The organism is Amycolatopsis kentuckyensis, assembly GCF_002155975.1.
GTDB classification, from domain to species: domain Bacteria; phylum Actinomycetota; class Actinomycetes; order Mycobacteriales; family Pseudonocardiaceae; genus Amycolatopsis; species Amycolatopsis kentuckyensis.
The window spans coordinates 22,729-38,867 of sequence record NZ_MUMI01000073.1; the positions used below are offsets into that span (position 1 = coordinate 22,729).

Below are 16,139 nucleotides of genomic sequence, written 5' to 3' on the forward strand. Positions count from 1 at the left end.
GAGATGCAGATGCTGTTCGAGGGAACCGACGTCGAAGAGCTGGACGAGGTGGTGACCCGGGAGTTCTCGCCCCACTGCCTGCGCGTCGGCAAGGGGGACCCCGCGCCCGGCCGCTTCCGCCGCCTGCACCGGCAGGGGCTGGCGCTCTACGAGCTGGGGTGGGGTCTCCCGGTCGAGGTCGCGGCCGGCGAACTGCCCGACTTCTACAACGTCCACCTCCCGCTGGCCGGTGAGAGTTCGGTGCGGGTGGCGGGCCGCGAGGTCGCCGCGTCGTGCTCGATCGCCGGACCGGGGATGACCCTGGGCATGTCCCTGCCGGCGAGGTCGGACACCCTGATCCTGTTCCTGCCGCAGTCGGCGGTGGACGGCGCCGTCGCCGAGCAGACCGGCGAGCCGCCCGCCGGCGCCCTGCGGTTCACCCCCGCCCTCGCGGACGGCGATCCGGCGGTGGCCGCTTGGCTGCGGACCGCGCGGGCCTTCGCCGAGTTCGCCGCGTCACCGCTGGCGGCCCGGTCACCGCTGGCCGCCGCCCACTTCGAACAGGTCCTCGTGCACGGCCTGGTCGACATCCAGCCGCACGACCACTTCGCCGCCCTGCCCGCCTACGCCCATCCGGCGCTGCCGCGCACCGTGCGGCGGGCCATGGCGTACTGCGAGGAACACGCGGGCGAGCCGGTGTCGATCGCGGACATGGCCGCGGCGGCGCGGGTCAGCCCCCGCACCCTCCAGGAACGCTTCCGCATCGACTTCGGCACCACCCCGGTGGCCTACCTGCGGCGCGTCCGGCTGGACCGGGTGCACCAGGACCTGCTGCGCATCGCCGACGGTTCCGCGTCGGGGACGGTCGCCGAGGTCGCGACCCGCTGGGGCTTCACCCACCTGAGCCGGTTCGCCGCGTACTACCGCGAGGCGTACGGGCAGCTGCCGTCCCGCACCGCCGATCCGGGCCGTTCCGGCAATCCGGAATCCGCGGACCGTTCGGCGGATAACGGATAGAGCGCGCTCGCCCGCCCTCCGTACGCTGAAGGAGGTCAAGGGGGGTGTCCATGCCGGCACGGTCAGGGGGTCTGTGCCGGCATGGACGACTACGGACCCCGTTCTAGGGGATGACCCGGGCCTTCCGGAACTCGTCGAACAGCCGGAAGAACATTTCCTCTGTTCCGACGTATTCGTGGAAACCCGCTCGCCGCGACTTCGACGTGTCCGCGAACACGTCGTAGTCCCAGCCGAACACGAAGTCGCCGAACGCCCACGAGGACGAGACGTCCGCGTAGGACGCCGTGAGACCGTGTTCGGCGGCCATGCTGGTCCACAGTGGACCTTTGTCCGCCATCACGTCCACGAGCGACATCCGCAGCGGCGGAGCGACGTCGAGGCCGAAGTACGCCGCCAGCTTCGGCCAGAGTTCGCGCCAGCGGAACAGGTCGCCGTTCGCGATGTTGAAGGCGCCCTGCTGCCCGGTCGCCCAGACCGTCGCCGACGCCAGCAGGCCCGCGTCGGTCATCTCCAGCAGGCTGTCGTACGCGCCGGGCTTGCCGGGGAACCGCAGCGGGAGCCCGAGCTCCTTCGAAATCGACGCGTACGCCGCGATCACCAGCGCGAGGTTCATCGGATTGCCCAGCGCGGTGCCGCCGACCACGGACGGCCGGATCGCCGACCACGTCCACGAGCCCGCCCGCCGTTCGAGGAACTGCTGCTGGTCGACGTTGAACTCCGGGGGCATGTGCCCGGCGTCGGTCTCGCGCGCCGGGGTCTTGAACGGGCCGAGGTGCGCGCCGTACACCTTGTAGCCCTGCATCAGGCTGACGTGCTCCAGGCCGGGCGGGGCCGCCTCGACGAGGTTCACCAGCATCGCCAGGTTCGGCCGGACCAGCTCCGCCCACGTCGGTTTGTCCTGGTAGGCGGCGTAGAAGAGGTGCGTCGCCGAGGTCAGCGGGGCGAGTTTCGCGCGCGTGTCGGCCGGGTCGAGCAGGTCGACGGCGATCGTGCCCGGGCCGCCGCGCCGGGAGAGGCCGGTGACGTCCCAGCCGCTCGTGCGCAGGTGCTCGGTGAGCGTGCGGCCGATGATCCCGTTGGCCCCGGCGACCAGAGCTGTCTTGCGTTCCATGTCCTCCAGGCTCGGCCCGCGAGAGGGATAAGTCCAAGGCTTGGTTGTCACCAAGTCGATAAACTGAGCTCATGGCAAGTCTGCGACAGCTCGAGTACCTGGTCACGGTGGTCGACACCGGCTCGTTCACGCGCGCCGCGGAGCAGCTGCACGTGACGCAGCCCGCGTTGTCGCACCAGATGCGGGCCCTCGAGCGAGGCCTCGGCGGCCCGCTGCTGGAGCGGCTGCCGCGGGCGGTCCGGCTCACCCCGATGGGCCGCGCGATGCTGCCCCACGCCCGGGCGGCGCTGGCCGACGCCGAACGCGCGCGCTGCGCGGCCCGCCTCGCGTCCGGGACGACGGCGGGCGAGCTGCAGGTCGCCACGGTGTACTCCGTCAGCCTGGGCGTCCTGCCGCCGGCGCTGCGGGTCTGGCGGCGCGACCGGCCGGAGGTCGACGTCCGGCTGATCGAGTTCCGGCACGCCGACGAGCTGCGCGAGGCGATGGCCGCGGGCGAGGCCGACGTCGCGCTCGGCCCCCGTCCCGGCGACTGGACGGGCCCGGTGCGGGAGCTGGGGGTGGAGGAGTTCGTGGTCGTGCTGCCGGCGGACGGCGCCACCGAAGGCTCCGGGCGCGTCGACCTGGCCACGTTGGCGGACTGCGCGTGGGTGCACTACGCCCCGGGCAACGGCCTGGCGGAACTGGTCGACGCGGCCTGCGCGGCGGCGGGCTTCCGCCCCCGGGCGGCGGTCCGCACCGAGCAGACGGCAGCCGCCCCGATCCTCGCGGCGGCGGGCCTGGGACCGGCGCTGGTGCCGGAGAACGTCCTCCCGCCGCGATTCGACGGCCGGGTGCTGCGTCCGAGCGTGCCGGTCCGCCGGACACTGACGGCGTACACCCGGGCGGCTCCGGATCCGCTGACCGGGGCGTTCATCGAGACGCTCGTGGAGCACGCGACCGTCTAGAGGCGGTCAAGCCAGGGGTGGTCCTCCTCCAGGGCCTGCGCGAGCCAGCGCCGCTGCGCCGCGTCGAGCACCGGGAGGGCCGCGGCGAAGTCCAGCTCGTCCTTGGGCCGGGTGCCGTGGGCCTTGGCGAACAGCTGCACTTCCGGCGCCAGGTAAGGGATGCCGTCGGCCGAGACGCCGCCCAGGGACGCGATTTCCCGGCGCACCGCGGGGTTCCGGCGGGAAACCCACTCGGTCCCCTCCGCCTTGTCCAGCATGCACTGGATCCGCCACGGCGCGGCCGCCGACGGGCGGCACCACACGTCGTCGATGTCGTCGCCCAAGACCTCGCCGCGCGCCCAGGGGCGCAGCGTGCCCGGCGGGTCCGCGGCCCACCACTCCCAGGTCGGCAGCGCCTCCTGGATCGCGAGCTGGTCGCGGCGGAGCAGCAGGACGTCGACGTCGGCGTGCTCGCGGAACGCCCGGCCCACCGCCAGTTCGATCGCGTAACCGCCGGCGATCCACCAGGGCGCGCGCACGCGCGAGAACAGCTCGGCCACCTCGGGCAGGGATGCGGGCTCCCAGCTCACGAGACGCCGATCCCCGCCAGGACCGGGCCGGTGAACGGCGTGGCCGTGACGTCGTGGACCCGGGGGGCCCAGACCGCGTGGCCGTGGCCCGACCACAGCGGGGCCACCGGCAGGTCGCGCAGCAGCTGGTTCTCCGCCAGCCGGTACAGCTCGCCCGCCTCCTCCGGGGTGGCCGCCGCGTCCGCGAGGGTGAGGTTCTGGCGGAAGACCTCGTCCGCGTAACCCGATTCCGACGCCAAGAGGGACAGCAGCTCGTACGGGCTCCCCGTGGCCAGCTTCACGTCCAGAGTGGACGGTCCGTCGAGCCGGTCCGTGCGCGGGGCGGCCTGTGCCGTCACGGAAACGTCCAGTGCCTTGTGCAGCCCGACCACCAAGGTCCGCGTCCATTCTTCCGCGCCTGGTCCGAAGTAGACGGTCGCGCCGCCGGGGAAGGCCGCCTGCTTCAGCAGGGCCTTGCCGGCCGCCGCGTCGAAGCTGCACGGGCGGCAGGTGCCCGCGCGCTCGCCCGGGGCGTCCGCGGGCGGCAGCATCGCCTTGGCCGGGTCGACCTGGTGCGCGAGCGGGCCCGCTTCCAGCGCCGCGCGGTCGACGCCGAGCGCGAAGCCGTGGCGGACCGTCGCGTCGGTGAAGCGGGGGTTCGTCACCGGGAACGCCAGGTAGCCCGCCTCGGGCAGGGCCCAGGACGCGTGGCGGTCGGCGAAGTCCCCGTGCATGGCGTCGTGCCGGTCGCCCGGGACCTCGGCGACGAGGTCGAGCGTGCCCGCCTTGACCGCGTCGTACTGGGCGGCCGGCTCGCCGACCCGCAGCTCGATCTCCGCTGCCCTCCCGGCGCCGACGCGCTTCAACGTGCCGCCGGAGCCCGGGTGCCAGCCGCCGTCCAGGCGATACGGGCCGTTGCCGACCGGCGCCTTCGCGAAGCCGTCCCAGTCTCGGGAAGCGAGCACCGACGCCGGCAGCGGGACCAGGCCCGGCGCGGCGAGCAGCGCGGGCACCTGGCCGGACGGCCGGTCGAGGGTCAGCGTGATCGTGTCCGGTCCCGCCGCCTTGATCTCGCGGGCGCGCAGGAGCTTCGTCAGCACCGGGGAGGACACCCAGCGCGACGACGCGATCGTCCGCCAGGTGTCCACATAGGCCTGGGCGGTGACCGGGGTGCCGTCGTGGAACGTCGCTGGCCGCAGCTTGACCGTCCAGTGCACCCGGTCGGTGCTCTCGATCGACGCCGCCGCACGCGGGGTGACCTTCCCGGACGCCGCGTCGTAGTCGGCGAGCGGCGTCCACAGTGCGCTGGTCACCAGCCGGCCGGCCTGGTCGGCGAGGTCGGCCGGCAGCAGCGTCGCGGGCTCCCGGATACCGACGGTCAGCACTCCGGGCCGGACGGGGTCGGCACCGGAACAGCCCGCGACGGCGAGGACGAGGACGGCGAGCAGGACGAACAGGCGCATGCGCAAGTCCTACCAGTCGGAAGGCAACGAAAGACGGTTGTGTCCGGTTGATCTCCGTCGTACCGTTCGGTGGGTCACGCTCGCCGGCGTTCTGGGAGGTTTCGCGTGCGCACCTGGTTGCGGTCGTGCTTCGCCGCCGTCACCGTCAGCGCCACGCTGGTCGCGACCGGACTGCCGGCCGCGGCCTGCGGCGAGGACGACAAGCCAGCGACCCCGGCCGCCCGCACCGCGGGTGACCCGGGCGCGGTCAAGAACGTCAAGGCCGTCGGCAACGTGCCCGACGCCGCCGGCGCCATCTCGATCGGCTTCCTCGACTACGGCCGCCGCGACGTCATGGTCGTGTCCGGCGAGTTCGGGCTCAAGGTCTACGACCTGACGAAGAACCCGGCCGCGCCGAAGCTGGTCGGGCAGGTCAGCCTGCCGGGCCTGTGGGAGACCGAGGACACCGAGGTCGACCAGGACCGCAAGCTGGTGTTCCTCTCCCGCGACCCGCGTGCGTACGGCGGCACGACCCACACCGGCGAGTCCGGCATCTACGTCGTCGACGTCGCCAAGCCCGAGGCGCCGGCGATCCTCAGCTACGTGAAGGTGCCGGCCGGCCACACCACCAGCTGCGTCGACGGCTGCCGCTACCTCTGGACCGGCGGCCCGGCCAAGGCCGACGACCAGCCGGCCGACTGGGGCGGGCGCCCGATCTGGGTCACCGACATCCGCGACCCGAAGCACCCGAAGGTCAACCCCCAGCCGATCGAGCTGGCCCGCAACGACGGCAAGACCGACTACGTGCACGACGTGCAGGTCGACGCCGACGGCGTGGCCTGGGTGTCCGGCCGCGGCGGCGTCCGCGGCTACTGGACGAACGGCGTCCACCGCGACCCGCTTTCCGGGAAGATCCGCCGCGCCACCGCGCACGAGCCGATCCCGTACGCCGGCGGCGGCATCGCCGAGACGGCCGCGCCGTCCCGGTTCATGCACAACAGCTTCCACCCGGCCGGCCACCGCGTCGGCGACGGCGCTTGGCGCGGCCAGGACCTGATCTACGCGACGGAGGAGAACTTCGTCGACGGCTGCGCGGGCGACGGCGTCCTGACGATCTCGTCCTTGAAGGGCTCCTACCACGGCGAGGGCTGGCGCTCGACCCCGGAGAAGCCGTTCCGGCTGGAGAGCGTCGGCACGTGGAGCGTCAACGGCCAGGAGGGCAGCGACCCGGCCTCGGACGACTGCTCCGCGCACTACTTCGACGTCCGCGGCAAGGTCCTGGTGCAGTCGTTCTACGCGCAGGGCACCCGCTTCCTCGACGTCAGCGACCCGACGAACCCGCGCCAGATCGCCTACTACCGCCCGGCCGACGCGAGCGCGTGGGCGCCGTACTTCCACGGCAAGTACGTCTACGTCGCGGACAACACCCGCGGTATCGACGTCCTTCAGCTCACGAAGTAGCGGTCGGGCACCAGAAGCGGAGGCGCCCGGCCGGGCTGACGTCGGTGAGGACGCCGCCGTTGCGTTCGATCACGCGGCGCGAGGCGTGGTTGTCCGGCGCACAGGTCAGCAGGGCGCGTTCGACGCCGGCGGCGTGGGCGGTCCGCAGGAGGGCCCGCAGCAGCGCGGTCGCGTGCCCCTGGCCGCGTGCCGACGGCCGGATGTCGTAGCCGATGTGCCCGCCGAACTCGGCCAGTCCGGCGGTGAGCCGGAGGTTGAGGCGGGCTCGTCCGAGGTAGCGCGGGCCGGCGGCCCACCAGTAGACGCGGTGCGGCACCCGGTCCCGCTCGACGGGGGCGGTCCCGCGGAGGCCGGCCTCGCGCAGGCTTTCCGTCCAGCGCCGGAACGCCGCCGGGTCGGCGAGGTCGTCCGGCCGGAGGTCGGTGTGCGAACCCTCGCGGTGGTACTCGCGCAGGGCGTCGAGGAACGACTCGCGGTACCGCGAGCCGGGAACGACGAGCCGGGGCCGGGGTTCGGACACCCCGCGACCATCCCCGGTACCGCCGCATCCGGGCAACGCCTTTTTGCGCCACCGGAGGCCGCCGCCGGGGCGAACCCGGCGGCGGCCTCCGGGGGGCTAGTGCCGCAGCCAGATCGCGGTGTCCGTGGGCAGGTCGGTCGAAACCGGTCCGCTGGCCAGCAGGATCTCGCCGTCGGGCAGCGGGACCGGCGAGGCCGAGAAGTTCAGCGCGAACGTGAACTCCGTCCCGAGCCGGAACGCCAGCACCCCCTCGCCCAGCGAGAGCCACTCGAGCGGGCCGTCCGGGAGGTCCCGCCGCAGCCGTAGCCCGGTGCGGTACAGCGACAGCATCGACGCCGGATCGGCCGCCTCCGCCTCGGCCGTGGAGTTCGCCCATTCGAGCGGCTGGGGGAGCCAGGTGCCGCCGGTGCCGAACCCGAAGGGCGGCTCGGACCCGGACCACGGGATCGGGACCCGGCAGCCGTCGCGGCCCGGGTCGGCGCCCCGGGTGCGGGCGAAGACCGGGTCCTGGCGGAGCTCGTCCGGGATGTCCAGCACTTCCCACAAACCCAGCTCTTCGCCCTGGTAGACGTACAGCCCGCCGGGCAGCGCGAGGGTCAGGAGCGCCGCCGCCCGCGCTCGGCGGGTGCCCGACTCGAGGTCCACCGGGGCCGAGTGCAGCCGGTTCGCGAACGAGAAACCCGTGTCCCCCTCGCGGCCGTAGCGGGTGACGTGCCGGGTGACGTCGTGGTTCGACAGCACCCACGCCGCCGGGGCGCCGACCTCGTCGTGCGCCTTCAGCGTGCGGGAGATGACGTCCCGGAAGCGCGCCGCGTCCCACGGGCAGACCAGGAAGTCGAAGTTGAACGCCGAATGCAGCTCGTCGCGGCGCAGGTAGCGTGCCGCCCGCGACATGTCCGGCAGCCACATCTCGCCGACCAGCACGCGCTCGCCGCCGTAGCTGTCGGCGATCTTGCGCCAGGACCGGTAGATCTCGTGCAGCCCTTCCTGGTCGGAGAACGGCGTCTCGTCGCCGTCGTCGACGTCGGGCAGGTGCGGGTCCTTGACCAGGCCGTCGGCGACGTCGATGCGGAAACCGTCCACGCCGCGGTCGAACCAGAAGCGCAGCACGTCCTCGAACTCGGTGCGGATCTCCGGGTTGTCCCAGTTGAAGTCCGGCTGGCGGGAGCTGTAGAGGTGCAGGTACCACTCGCCGTCCGGGACGCGCGTCCAGGCGGACCCGCCGAAGCGCGACTTCCAGTTGTTCGGCGGCTCGCCGCCGTCCGGGCCGCGGCCGGGCCGGAACCAGAACCGCTGCCGCTCCGGCGAACCCGGGCCCGCCTCCAGTGCGGCCTGGAACCAGCGGTGCTCGTCGGAGCAGTGGTTGGGCACGATGTCGATGATCACCCGGATGCCCCGCGTGTGGGCCTCGGCGATCAGGTCCTCCGCCTCGGCGAGGGTGCCGAACAGCGGCTCGATGTCGCGGAAGTCGGCGACGTCGTAGCCGCCGTCGTCCATCGGCGACGGGTACCACGGCGTGAACCAGATCGCGTCGATCCCCAGGTCGGCCAGGTGGTCCAGCCGGGCGCGGACGCCGGCGAGGTCGCCGACGCCGTCGCCGTTGCCGTCCGCGAAGCTGCGGATGTACACCTGGTAGATCGCCGCGCTCCGCCACCAGCCGGTCTTGTCGGTCACGAAAGTGCCCCTCCTGAGTCGTTGTGGCAAGGTCAGCCCTTGAGGCTGCCGGCGGTCAGCCCGGCGAGGATCTGCCGCTGGAAGGCCAGGAACAACGCCACCATCGGCAGGCTGGCCAGCACCATCCCGGCGACGAGCACGTTGAGCGGCATGTCGATCGCCACCCGCTGCAGCATCACCGAGAGCGTCTGCTTTTCGGTGTCCGGGAACACCAGCAGCGGCCAGATGAAGTCCTTCCACGCGGCGACCACCGCGAGGATCGACACCACGGCCAGGATCGGCCGCGAAATCGGCAGGATGATCCGCCAGAGCGTGCGCACCGGCCCGGCGCCGTCGATGCGCGCCGCTTCGACCAGCTCGTCCGGGATCTGGTCGAAGAACCGTTTCAGCAGGTAGATGTTGAACGCGTTCGCCGCCGCGGGCAGCCAGACCGCGGCCGGTGAGTTGATCAGGTTGAGGTGCAGCAGCGGCAGGTCCGTCACCGTCACGTACGTCGGGACCAGCAACGCCGTGGCGGGCAGCATCAACGTCGCCAGCATCAAGCCGAGCACGACGTTGCCGAACTTCGGCCGCAGTTTCGACAGCGCGAACGCGGCCGGGACGTCGATGGCCAGCTGCGCCAGCCACGCGCCACCGGCGACGACCAGCGTGTTGAGGAAGTACTTGCCCAGGCTGAGCTGGTCCCAGGCGTCGGCGAAGGTTTCCGGGTGCCACTCGTGAGGGACGAGCGTGGCCGGCGTCTGCGCCAGTTCCTGCGGCGACTTCAGCGCCCCGGTGACGACCCAGTAGAGCGGGAACATGAAGGCCAGCACGAAAACCGCGAGCGTGCCCGCGAAGACGACGCCGTACACGAGCTTTCCGCGCGGGCTGCGCAGCGCACCGGGGGAAACGAGGGTTCTCATGCCTGGTCCGCCTTCCGCGTCAGCCGCACGTACCACGCCGAGAACACGCCCAGTGCCACGAACAGCAGCAGGCTCATCGCGCTCGCCGAGCCGAAGTCGTTGTAGACGAAGGCGTAGCGGTAGAGCAGCAGGAGCACGGTCACCGTGGAGTCGTCCGGGCCGCCGCCGGTCATCACGTACGGCTCGGTGAACACCTGCATGGTCGCGACGACCTGCAGCAGCAGGAGCACCAGCAGGACGAACCGCGTCTGCGGGAACGTCACGTGCCGCAGGCGTTTCCACAACCCGGCGCCGTCGAGCTCCGCGGCTTCGTAGAGCTCGCCGGGGATCGTGCCGAGCGCGGCGAGGTAGATCAGCGTGGTGCTGCCCATGTTGGCCCACGTCGAGACGAAGACCAGTGACAGCATCGCGGTCGTGCTCGAATCCAGCCACTGGCCGCCGGGGAGGCCGACCGCGCCGAGCGCGGAGTTGAACAGGCCGGGACCGGGGTCGTAGAACCACTTCCACATCAGCGCCGTCACGACGGGTGGCAGCATCACCGGCAGGTAGACGGCGAGCCGGAAGAACGCCTTCGCGTGGCGGAGTTCGTTCAGCAGCACGGCGGTCAGGAACGGGACAGCGAAGCCGAAGACCAGCGCGAGTCCGGTGAACAGCAGCGTGTTGCGCCAGGCGACGCCGAACAGCGGGTCCGCGAAGAGCCGCTGGAAGTTGTCGAAGCCGACCCACGTCGGCGCGTTGACGAAGTCGACCTGCTGGAAGCTCAGCAGCACCCCGCGCACGATCGGGTACCAGGAGAACAGCGCGAACACCACGAGCGCGGCGCAGAGCAGGCCGTAGGCGGTGACGTTCTCCTTGAGCTTGCGACGGAACCTGGCGCCTTCTCGGGCGGCGGCCGGGCGCCGGGCCCGCGACGGTTTCGCCGCGGGCCAGGCGAGCAGGCTACTTGACCTGGGCGAGGACACTGTTGACCTTCGACGCGGCCGAGGAGAGCTGCTGGTCGATGTTCGCGTTCTGGTCGGTCAGCACCGCCTGCATCACGCTGTCGAGCGCGGCGTAGATCTGCTGCGCGTTCGGCGGCTCGATGCTGCCCTTGATCCGGCTCGTCGTGTCCACATAGGACTTGTAGTTCGCGGCGGGGACGTTGGCGTACTTGGCCTTCAGCGCCAGCTGCTGCTCGCGGACCGAGCCGGTCCAGACGTCCGGGGTCGGCTCGGCGGGCAGGCCGACCGGCTGCTTGCCGTCGACGTACTGCTGGATGTGCTTCTCGAAGCGGTCCGGGTTGAGGTACTTCCACTGGATCCACTCGAGGCCGGCCTTGACCTTCTCCGGGGACGCCTTCGGGTTGATCATGTAGCCCTCGCCGCCGAGCAGGGTGCCCTGGCCGCCGGGCATGCCCGCGATGCCGTAGTCCTCGTACTTGCCGTTGAACTGCTTGACCAGCACCGGGATGTTGTCCGGGGCGGCCATGTACATGCCGAGCTGGCCGGCGCCCATCATGCGCTGGACGTCCTGCGCTTCGAGCAGCTGCTTGGCACCCATGGAGTTGTCGGTCCAGCGCATGTCGTGCAGGTACTGGAGGGCCTGCTTGCCCTTCTCGTTCGCGAAGTCGGCGACCCACTTGTCGCCGTCCTTGCGGGCGATGTCGCCGCCCATCGAGTAGAGCCAGCCGGTCAGGTGCCAGCCGCCCTGGTTGTTCTTGCTGTAGTCGGCGTACCCGACGACGCCGTTGCCGAGCGCGGAGATCTTCTTCGCGGCTTCGCGGACTTCGTCCCAGGTCTGCGGCGGCTTGTCCGGGTCGAGTCCGGCCTTCTGGAACAGCGGGCGGCTGTAGAGCAGGCCCATCGTGTAGTTCATGGTCGGCAGGCCGTAGAGCTTGCCGTTCGCGTCGCGGAAGGTGTCCAGTAGTTCCGGCTTGAGGTCGCCGACGTGCGGAACGCTCTTCGCGGCTTCGGTGATGTCGGCGGCCTGGTGCCGGGCGATGATCTGCGCCGGGTCGGTGAAGTAGACGTAGTAGACGTCTTCGAGCTGCCCGCCGGCGAGCTTCGCGGAGAACGTCTTCGGGTCCATGAAGCCTTCGTGCGGGTCGATGTCGATGTTCGGGTGGGCGGCCTCGAACTCCTTGACGTCGGCGTCGAAGACGCTGCGCTCGAACGGCTGGCTGGTCGGCGGCTGCCCGGTGACGGTGATCTTGACCTTGCCGCCGGCCTGGGCGCCGGTGTCCCCGTCTCCGCAAGCGGCGACGGTGAGGGCGAGGCCGCCTGCGGCCAGCAGGCACAACGTCCGGCGGGCGGCGGTTCTGGACCGGGGACTGCTCATCTCAAGCCTCTTCTCGGGGTCGCGACGGCTGTCACGTGATTGCGGTCACTCTAAAGTGGGAGACCGGATCGGCGCAATAACCCGACGAGACTCTGCAAGTTACGAACAGGCCGCAAGCGTGGGTGAGTGACGGGGTTCGAACCCCGTCGCTCACCCGGGTCGGCCGCGCAAAAAAGGCGCGACGGCTCGCAAGCCGTCGCGCCTCTCGGGTCGCGCTGTCAGTCGATGCGGCGGGCGGTCGACCCCCGGACCACCAGCTCCGGCGCGAACAGCAGCTCCTCCGCCGCCACCTCGCCGCCGTTGATCCGCTTGACCAGCAGTTCCACCACCGCCCGGCCCATCGCCTCGATCGGCTGGCGGGTGGTCGTCAGCGGCGGGTCGGTGCAGTTCATCAGGGCCGAGTCGTCGTAGCCGACCACCGAAATGTCGTCCGGCACCGACAAGCCCTGCCGACGTGCCGCGCGGACCGCACCCAGTGCCAGCAGGTCGCTCGCGCACAGCACCGCCGTCGCCCCGCGGGGGTAGAGGCGGGCCGCCGCCGCGTGGCCGCCCTCGATCGAAAACATGCCGTGCTCGACCAGCTCGTCCAGGACCGGCAGCCCGAGTTTGGCCGCGTACGAACGAAACGCTTCGAGCTTGCGCTGTGACGGAACGTGGTCGGACGGGCCGAGGACCAGGCCGATCTTCTCGTGCCCGAGCGAGCTCAGGTGCCCGACGACCTGCTCGACGGCCACCGCGTCGTCGCACGAGACCTGGGGCAGCCCGAGGTGGTCGACCGCCGCGTTGATCAGCACCGTCGGCAGCCGCCGCTCGACGAGGTGGTGGTAGTGCGAGTGGACCGCGTCCGCCTGCGCGTACAGGCCGCCGGCGAACACCACGCCCGACACCTGCTGCTGCAGGAGCAGCTCGACGTACTCCGCCTCCGACACCCCGCCCGCCGTCCGCGTGCAGAGCACCGGGGTGAACCCCTGCTGGGCGAGGGCGTTGCCCATGATCTCGGCCAGCGCCGGGAAGATCGGGTTCTGCAGCTCCGGCAGCACCAGCCCGACCAGGCGGGCGCGCTCGCCCCGCAGCTGGGTGGGCCGCTCGTACCCCATCACGTCCAGCGCGGTGAGCACGGCGGCCCGGGTGCTCGCGGACACCCCGGAGCGGCCGTTGAGCACCCGGCTGACCGTGGCTTCGCTGACCCCGACCTGGCGGGCGACTTCGGCAAGGCGACGCGTCATGGCTGAAACTTTACAGCAACCGAGCGCAAAAGCTTGACGGCCTACTTCGTGACGAGCCGGTAGCCCAGCCCGCGGACGGTCCGCAGCAGCACCGGATTCGCCGGGTCGTCCTCGACCTTCGCCCGCAGCCGCGCGACCGCCGCGTCGACGATCCGCGAGTCGCCGACGTAGCCGTAGTCCCAGACCCGCTTGAGCAGCGCCTGACGGCTGAGCACCTGGTTCGGGTGCTCGGCGAACTCGACGAGCAGCCGGATCTCGGTCGCGGTCAGCGCCAGTTCCTCGCCGCCGCGGGTGACGCTCATCGCGGCGGCGTCGATCTCCAGCTCGCCCACCCGCAGCAGGCCCGCTTCCGGCGCGGCCGGCTGGGCGCGGCGGCCGATCGCCTTGATCCGCGCGTCGAGCACGCGGGGTTCCGCCGGCTTGACCACGTAGTCGTCCGCGCCGCATTCGAGCCCGGCGACGACGTCGATCGGGTCGCCGCGCGCGGTCAGCAGCACGATCGGCAGCCGGCTGCGGGCGCGGATGCGGCGGCAGACCTCGAAGCCGTCGATGCCGGGCAGCATGACGTCGAGGAGGACGAACTCGGCGTCGTCCAGCGACGCCAGCGCGTGCTCGCCGGTGGGAGCGTGGACGACGTCGTGGCCCAGCGCGCCCAAGGCCAGCGAAAGCGCTTCGGCCAGCGGTTCGTCGTCCTCGACGAGCAGCAGACGCGGCACTGGTCCTCCCCGGATGATCTCCTGGGCGATGCTAGTGCAGGGCACGGCGGCCCGGCGGTTCCGTGCGGAACCGTCGAGCCGCCGTGCCGGTTCGTCACATCAGGCCGCGGCCACCTCGAACTCGGCCGCCTGCCCGGCGGGCCAGCCCGTGTTGCCGGTGAACGTCAGCCGCACGAACCGCTGGGACGTCGTCGCGAAGGACACCGACGCCGTGTTGCCCGAAGCCGGGTCGAACGAGTAGCCGCGCGAACCCACCAGCGTCGTGTACGCGCCGCCGTCGGTGCTACCGGAGATCGTCACCGTCTGGGTGCGGGCACCCCAGGCCGACGAGGGCGGCAGGCGCAGGGTCACCTTGTTGATCGACGACGCCGTACCCAGGTCCACTGTCAGCGTCTGCGGGAACGCGTTGTTCGCACTCTCCCAGTACGAGTTCGCGTCCCCGTCCACCGCGTTCGACGGCGGAAAGCCCCCGACGGACGCCGAAGCGGTGATCGCCTTCCCGCGCGCGAGGTTGGTGCCGGGCTGCGGCGGCTGCGGCGGGCCCGAGTTCGGTGCCGGCCAGGTCGAGCAGTCGCCCCAGGTGCCGCTCCAGCCGCTGTTGCCCGACCCGCTGAAGGTCATCCGCGGGATCGACGTCGGGTAGGGGCAGTTGTACGTCCCGGTGACGCCGACGCCGGACGCCGTCAGGTTGCTGATCGACACCGACCCCTGCGTCTGGGACTGCACCACGAACGTCCCGGCACCCTGCACCGAAACGCCGTCGATGGTGATGCCCTGGATCGGCTTGCCCGCGCCGTTGCCGTCGATGAACTGGATGGCTTCGTACGGGCTCTGGATCGCGGTGAACCCGGTGACGCGGATGGTCACGCCGGTGATCGCCTGGTCGCGGGCGTCGAACCACAGCGCGCCGACGCCGAACTGCCAGTTCGGGTCGAGCGCCCCGGCCCGCAGTGCGGTGTTGTTCGACAACGTCACCGTGCCGGACAGGGGCACCGAGTTGAACCGGTTCGCGACCAGGTAGCCGCCGCCGAGGGCGTTGGTGTCCTGGACGAGGTTGCCACTCACGGTGTTGTTCGAGCCGCCGTACAGCGCGATGCCGTTGGCCAAGTTCGGCTGCACGACCGTGTTGTTCGCGATGGTGTTGCCCGAGTCGGCCTGGCCGTTGGACCACAGCGCGAGCCCGTCGTCGCCGTTGTTGCGCAGGTAGTTGTTGCGCAGTGTCGAGTTCGTGACGGCGCCGTCGAAGTTCACGCCGTCGGCCTGGGTGTCGAGGATGCGGTTGTTCTCGATGGTGACGTTCGACGACGCGCCGTTCATCAGCCACAGCCCGCACTTCGTGTCCTGGATCCAGAGACCCGACACGACCGAGCCGGTGCCCAGGACGCCGTGGAACGCGTTGTCGGGGCTGCCGTCGTTGCGCTCGGTCACGTCCCCGAAGACGGCGAAGTCGTACAGCTTGATGTTCCCGGACGCGCTGCCGTTGTTGAAGATGTTGTTGCCGTGCAGCACGGTGTACCACGGGCCCGCGCCGCGGACGGTCGTCTGGTCGATCTGCAGCGCCGAGGGGATCTCGAACCGCCCTTGCGGCACCCACACTTCGCGTCCCTGCGAGCGCGCGGCCGAAAACGCGCTGCGGAACGCCTGCGAGTCGTCGGACGAGTCGTTCGGCGTGGCGCCGTAGTCGGTGACCGACAGCGCGTTCGCCGGTTTCGTGCCCGCGCCGCCGACCTGCTCGAAGTCGGCGAGGTCGAGGGTCGCCTGGCCGACGTCACCCGAGTCGGCCTGCACGCGCACCTTGGCCCCGGCGGCCAGGTTCTGGCCCAGCAGCAGCCGGGCGTCGTCGAAGAAGTGGTGCGTCTTCGCGCCGGGGATCCAGCTCGTGTCCACATAGGAATAGCGCGAGGTCACGGGCAGCGCCAGCTTGGTCCCGTTGACGGACACCGTGAGGCGGCCGGACGAGCCGTCCGGGACGCTGTAGTGCACGTTGATCGAGTTGGCCGCCGCGGGCAGCGTGAACTCGACGTACTGGCCGGTGGTGATCTTCACCGCCTGCCGCCCGGACGCTTCCGAAGCCAGGCTGGCCTGGGTGTGGTCGGGGCCGACGGCCGAGCCGTTCGTCGCCGAGCACTCGGCCTCGACGGTCCGGAACGGCACGCTCGCGCCGCCGGACGCCGTCGTCGGGCAGGTCGCGGCCGCGGCGGGCGTGCCGCCGGCCAGCACGGTCAGGCCGGACGCGGCGAGCGCGGCGGCCAGGAGAGCCGGGATGCGGGACATCGTCATCAC

Annotated in this window: 14 protein-coding genes; 3 read left to right on the top strand and 11 right to left on the bottom strand. The window is 71.5% G+C overall.

All coding sequences use genetic code 11. From position 1 onward, the window contains the following. Positions 1-3: 3 nt before the first annotated feature. The gene (locus CCN39_RS07750) at positions 4-996 is read left to right on the top strand and encodes an AraC family transcriptional regulator (protein ID WP_086839801.1); all 993 of its coding nucleotides are present in this window, start codon (positions 4-6) and stop codon (positions 994-996) included. A gap of 103 nt (positions 997-1,099) precedes the next feature. Here CCN39_RS07750 and CCN39_RS07755 read toward each other — a convergent pair whose 3' ends face one another. Further along, complete coding sequence (locus tag CCN39_RS07755; protein ID WP_086839803.1) at positions 1,100-2,107, bottom strand: SDR family oxidoreductase; 1,008 nt, start codon at positions 2,105-2,107, stop codon at positions 1,100-1,102. A 71-nt stretch (positions 2,108-2,178) separates the two neighbouring features. Here CCN39_RS07755 and CCN39_RS07760 point away from each other — a divergent pair, with 71 nt between their 5' ends. Beyond that, the gene (locus CCN39_RS07760; RefSeq protein ID WP_086839805.1) at positions 2,179-3,051 is read left to right on the top strand and encodes a LysR family transcriptional regulator; all 873 of its coding nucleotides are present in this window, start codon (positions 2,179-2,181) and stop codon (positions 3,049-3,051) included. Here the strand turns inward: CCN39_RS07760 and CCN39_RS07765 are convergent. Continuing rightward, positions 3,048-3,620 (bottom strand): nucleotidyltransferase domain-containing protein, encoded by a 573-nt coding sequence (locus CCN39_RS07765; RefSeq protein ID WP_086839807.1) that lies wholly within the window; start codon positions 3,618-3,620, stop codon positions 3,048-3,050. The genes CCN39_RS07760 and CCN39_RS07765 overlap by 4 nt on opposite strands. Beyond that, entirely contained in the window at positions 3,617-5,062 is a 1,446-nt protein-coding gene (locus CCN39_RS07770) for a peptide ABC transporter substrate-binding protein (RefSeq protein WP_086839809.1), read from the bottom strand. The genes CCN39_RS07765 and CCN39_RS07770 overlap by 4 nt, the downstream gene beginning before the upstream one ends. Positions 5,063-5,167: 105 nt before the next feature. On the opposite strand from CCN39_RS07770, the gene CCN39_RS07775 reads away from it, so the two are divergent. Further along, complete coding sequence (locus CCN39_RS07775) at positions 5,168-6,502, top strand: LVIVD repeat-containing protein (RefSeq protein WP_086839811.1); 1,335 nt, start codon at positions 5,168-5,170, stop codon at positions 6,500-6,502. Here the strand turns inward: CCN39_RS07775 and CCN39_RS07780 are convergent. The 8 genes from CCN39_RS07780 to CCN39_RS07815 all read right to left on the bottom strand — a co-directional run bounded on the left by CCN39_RS07780 (position 6,492) and on the right by CCN39_RS07815 (position 16,136). Further along, positions 6,492-7,022, bottom strand: coding sequence for a GNAT family N-acetyltransferase (locus CCN39_RS07780; RefSeq protein ID WP_086839814.1), 531 nt, complete (start codon positions 7,020-7,022; stop codon positions 6,492-6,494). The two genes, CCN39_RS07775 and CCN39_RS07780, sit on opposite strands and share 11 nt — an antisense overlap. Before the next feature lie 96 nt (positions 7,023-7,118). Beyond that, positions 7,119-8,696 carry a glycoside hydrolase family 13 protein gene (locus tag CCN39_RS07785; RefSeq protein WP_086839816.1) on the bottom strand — a complete coding sequence of 526 codons (1,578 nt, stop codon included), beginning with the start codon at positions 8,694-8,696 and terminating at the stop codon, positions 7,119-7,121. 32 nt (positions 8,697-8,728) lie between these two features. Continuing rightward, positions 8,729-9,598, bottom strand: coding sequence for a carbohydrate ABC transporter permease (locus tag CCN39_RS07790; RefSeq protein WP_086839818.1), 870 nt, complete (start codon positions 9,596-9,598; stop codon positions 8,729-8,731). After that, positions 9,595-10,560, bottom strand: coding sequence for a carbohydrate ABC transporter permease (locus CCN39_RS07795; RefSeq protein WP_086839820.1), 966 nt, complete (start codon positions 10,558-10,560; stop codon positions 9,595-9,597). Before CCN39_RS07795 ends, CCN39_RS07790 begins: the two co-directional genes overlap by 4 nt. Then, a complete protein-coding gene (locus tag CCN39_RS07800; RefSeq protein WP_086839821.1) occupies positions 10,538-11,914 on the bottom strand; it encodes an ABC transporter substrate-binding protein in 1,377 nt (458 codons plus the stop codon). Before CCN39_RS07800 ends, CCN39_RS07795 begins: the two co-directional genes overlap by 23 nt. Positions 11,915-12,132: 218 nt before the next feature. Continuing rightward, a complete protein-coding gene (locus tag CCN39_RS07805) occupies positions 12,133-13,140 on the bottom strand; it encodes a LacI family DNA-binding transcriptional regulator (RefSeq protein ID WP_086839823.1) in 1,008 nt (335 codons plus the stop codon). A 41-nt stretch (positions 13,141-13,181) separates the two neighbouring features. Further along, positions 13,182-13,856: a winged helix-turn-helix domain-containing protein gene (locus tag CCN39_RS07810; protein ID WP_086839825.1), complete on the bottom strand. Its 675-nt coding sequence runs from the start codon at positions 13,854-13,856 to the stop codon at positions 13,182-13,184. 99 nt (positions 13,857-13,955) lie between these two features. Continuing rightward, positions 13,956-16,136 (bottom strand): discoidin domain-containing protein, encoded by a 2,181-nt coding sequence (locus CCN39_RS07815; protein WP_086839827.1) that lies wholly within the window; start codon positions 16,134-16,136, stop codon positions 13,956-13,958. Between the last annotated feature and the right edge of the window lie 3 nt (positions 16,137-16,139).

Bases quoted from the DNA above. Each gene is read 5' to 3' on its own strand.
- CCN39_RS07750 (WP_086839801.1), top strand. From the start codon at position 4: ATGCAGATGCTGTTCGAGGGAACCGACGTCGAAGAGCTGGACGAGGTG.
- CCN39_RS07755 (WP_086839803.1), bottom strand. From the start codon at position 2,107: ATGGAACGCAAGACAGCTCTGGTCGCCGGGGCCAACGGGATCATCGGC.
- CCN39_RS07760 (WP_086839805.1), top strand. From the start codon at position 2,179: ATGGCAAGTCTGCGACAGCTCGAGTACCTGGTCACGGTGGTCGACACC.
- CCN39_RS07770 (WP_086839809.1), bottom strand. From the start codon at position 5,062: ATGCGCCTGTTCGTCCTGCTCGCCGTCCTCGTCCTCGCCGTCGCGGGC.
- CCN39_RS07790 (WP_086839818.1), bottom strand. From the start codon at position 9,598: ATGAGAACCCTCGTTTCCCCCGGTGCGCTGCGCAGCCCGCGCGGAAAG.
- CCN39_RS07800 (WP_086839821.1), bottom strand. From the start codon at position 11,914: ATGAGCAGTCCCCGGTCCAGAACCGCCGCCCGCCGGACGTTGTGCCTG.
- CCN39_RS07805 (WP_086839823.1), bottom strand. From the start codon at position 13,140: ATGACGCGTCGCCTTGCCGAAGTCGCCCGCCAGGTCGGGGTCAGCGAA.
- CCN39_RS07815 (WP_086839827.1), bottom strand. From the start codon at position 16,136: ATGACGATGTCCCGCATCCCGGCTCTCCTGGCCGCCGCGCTCGCCGCG.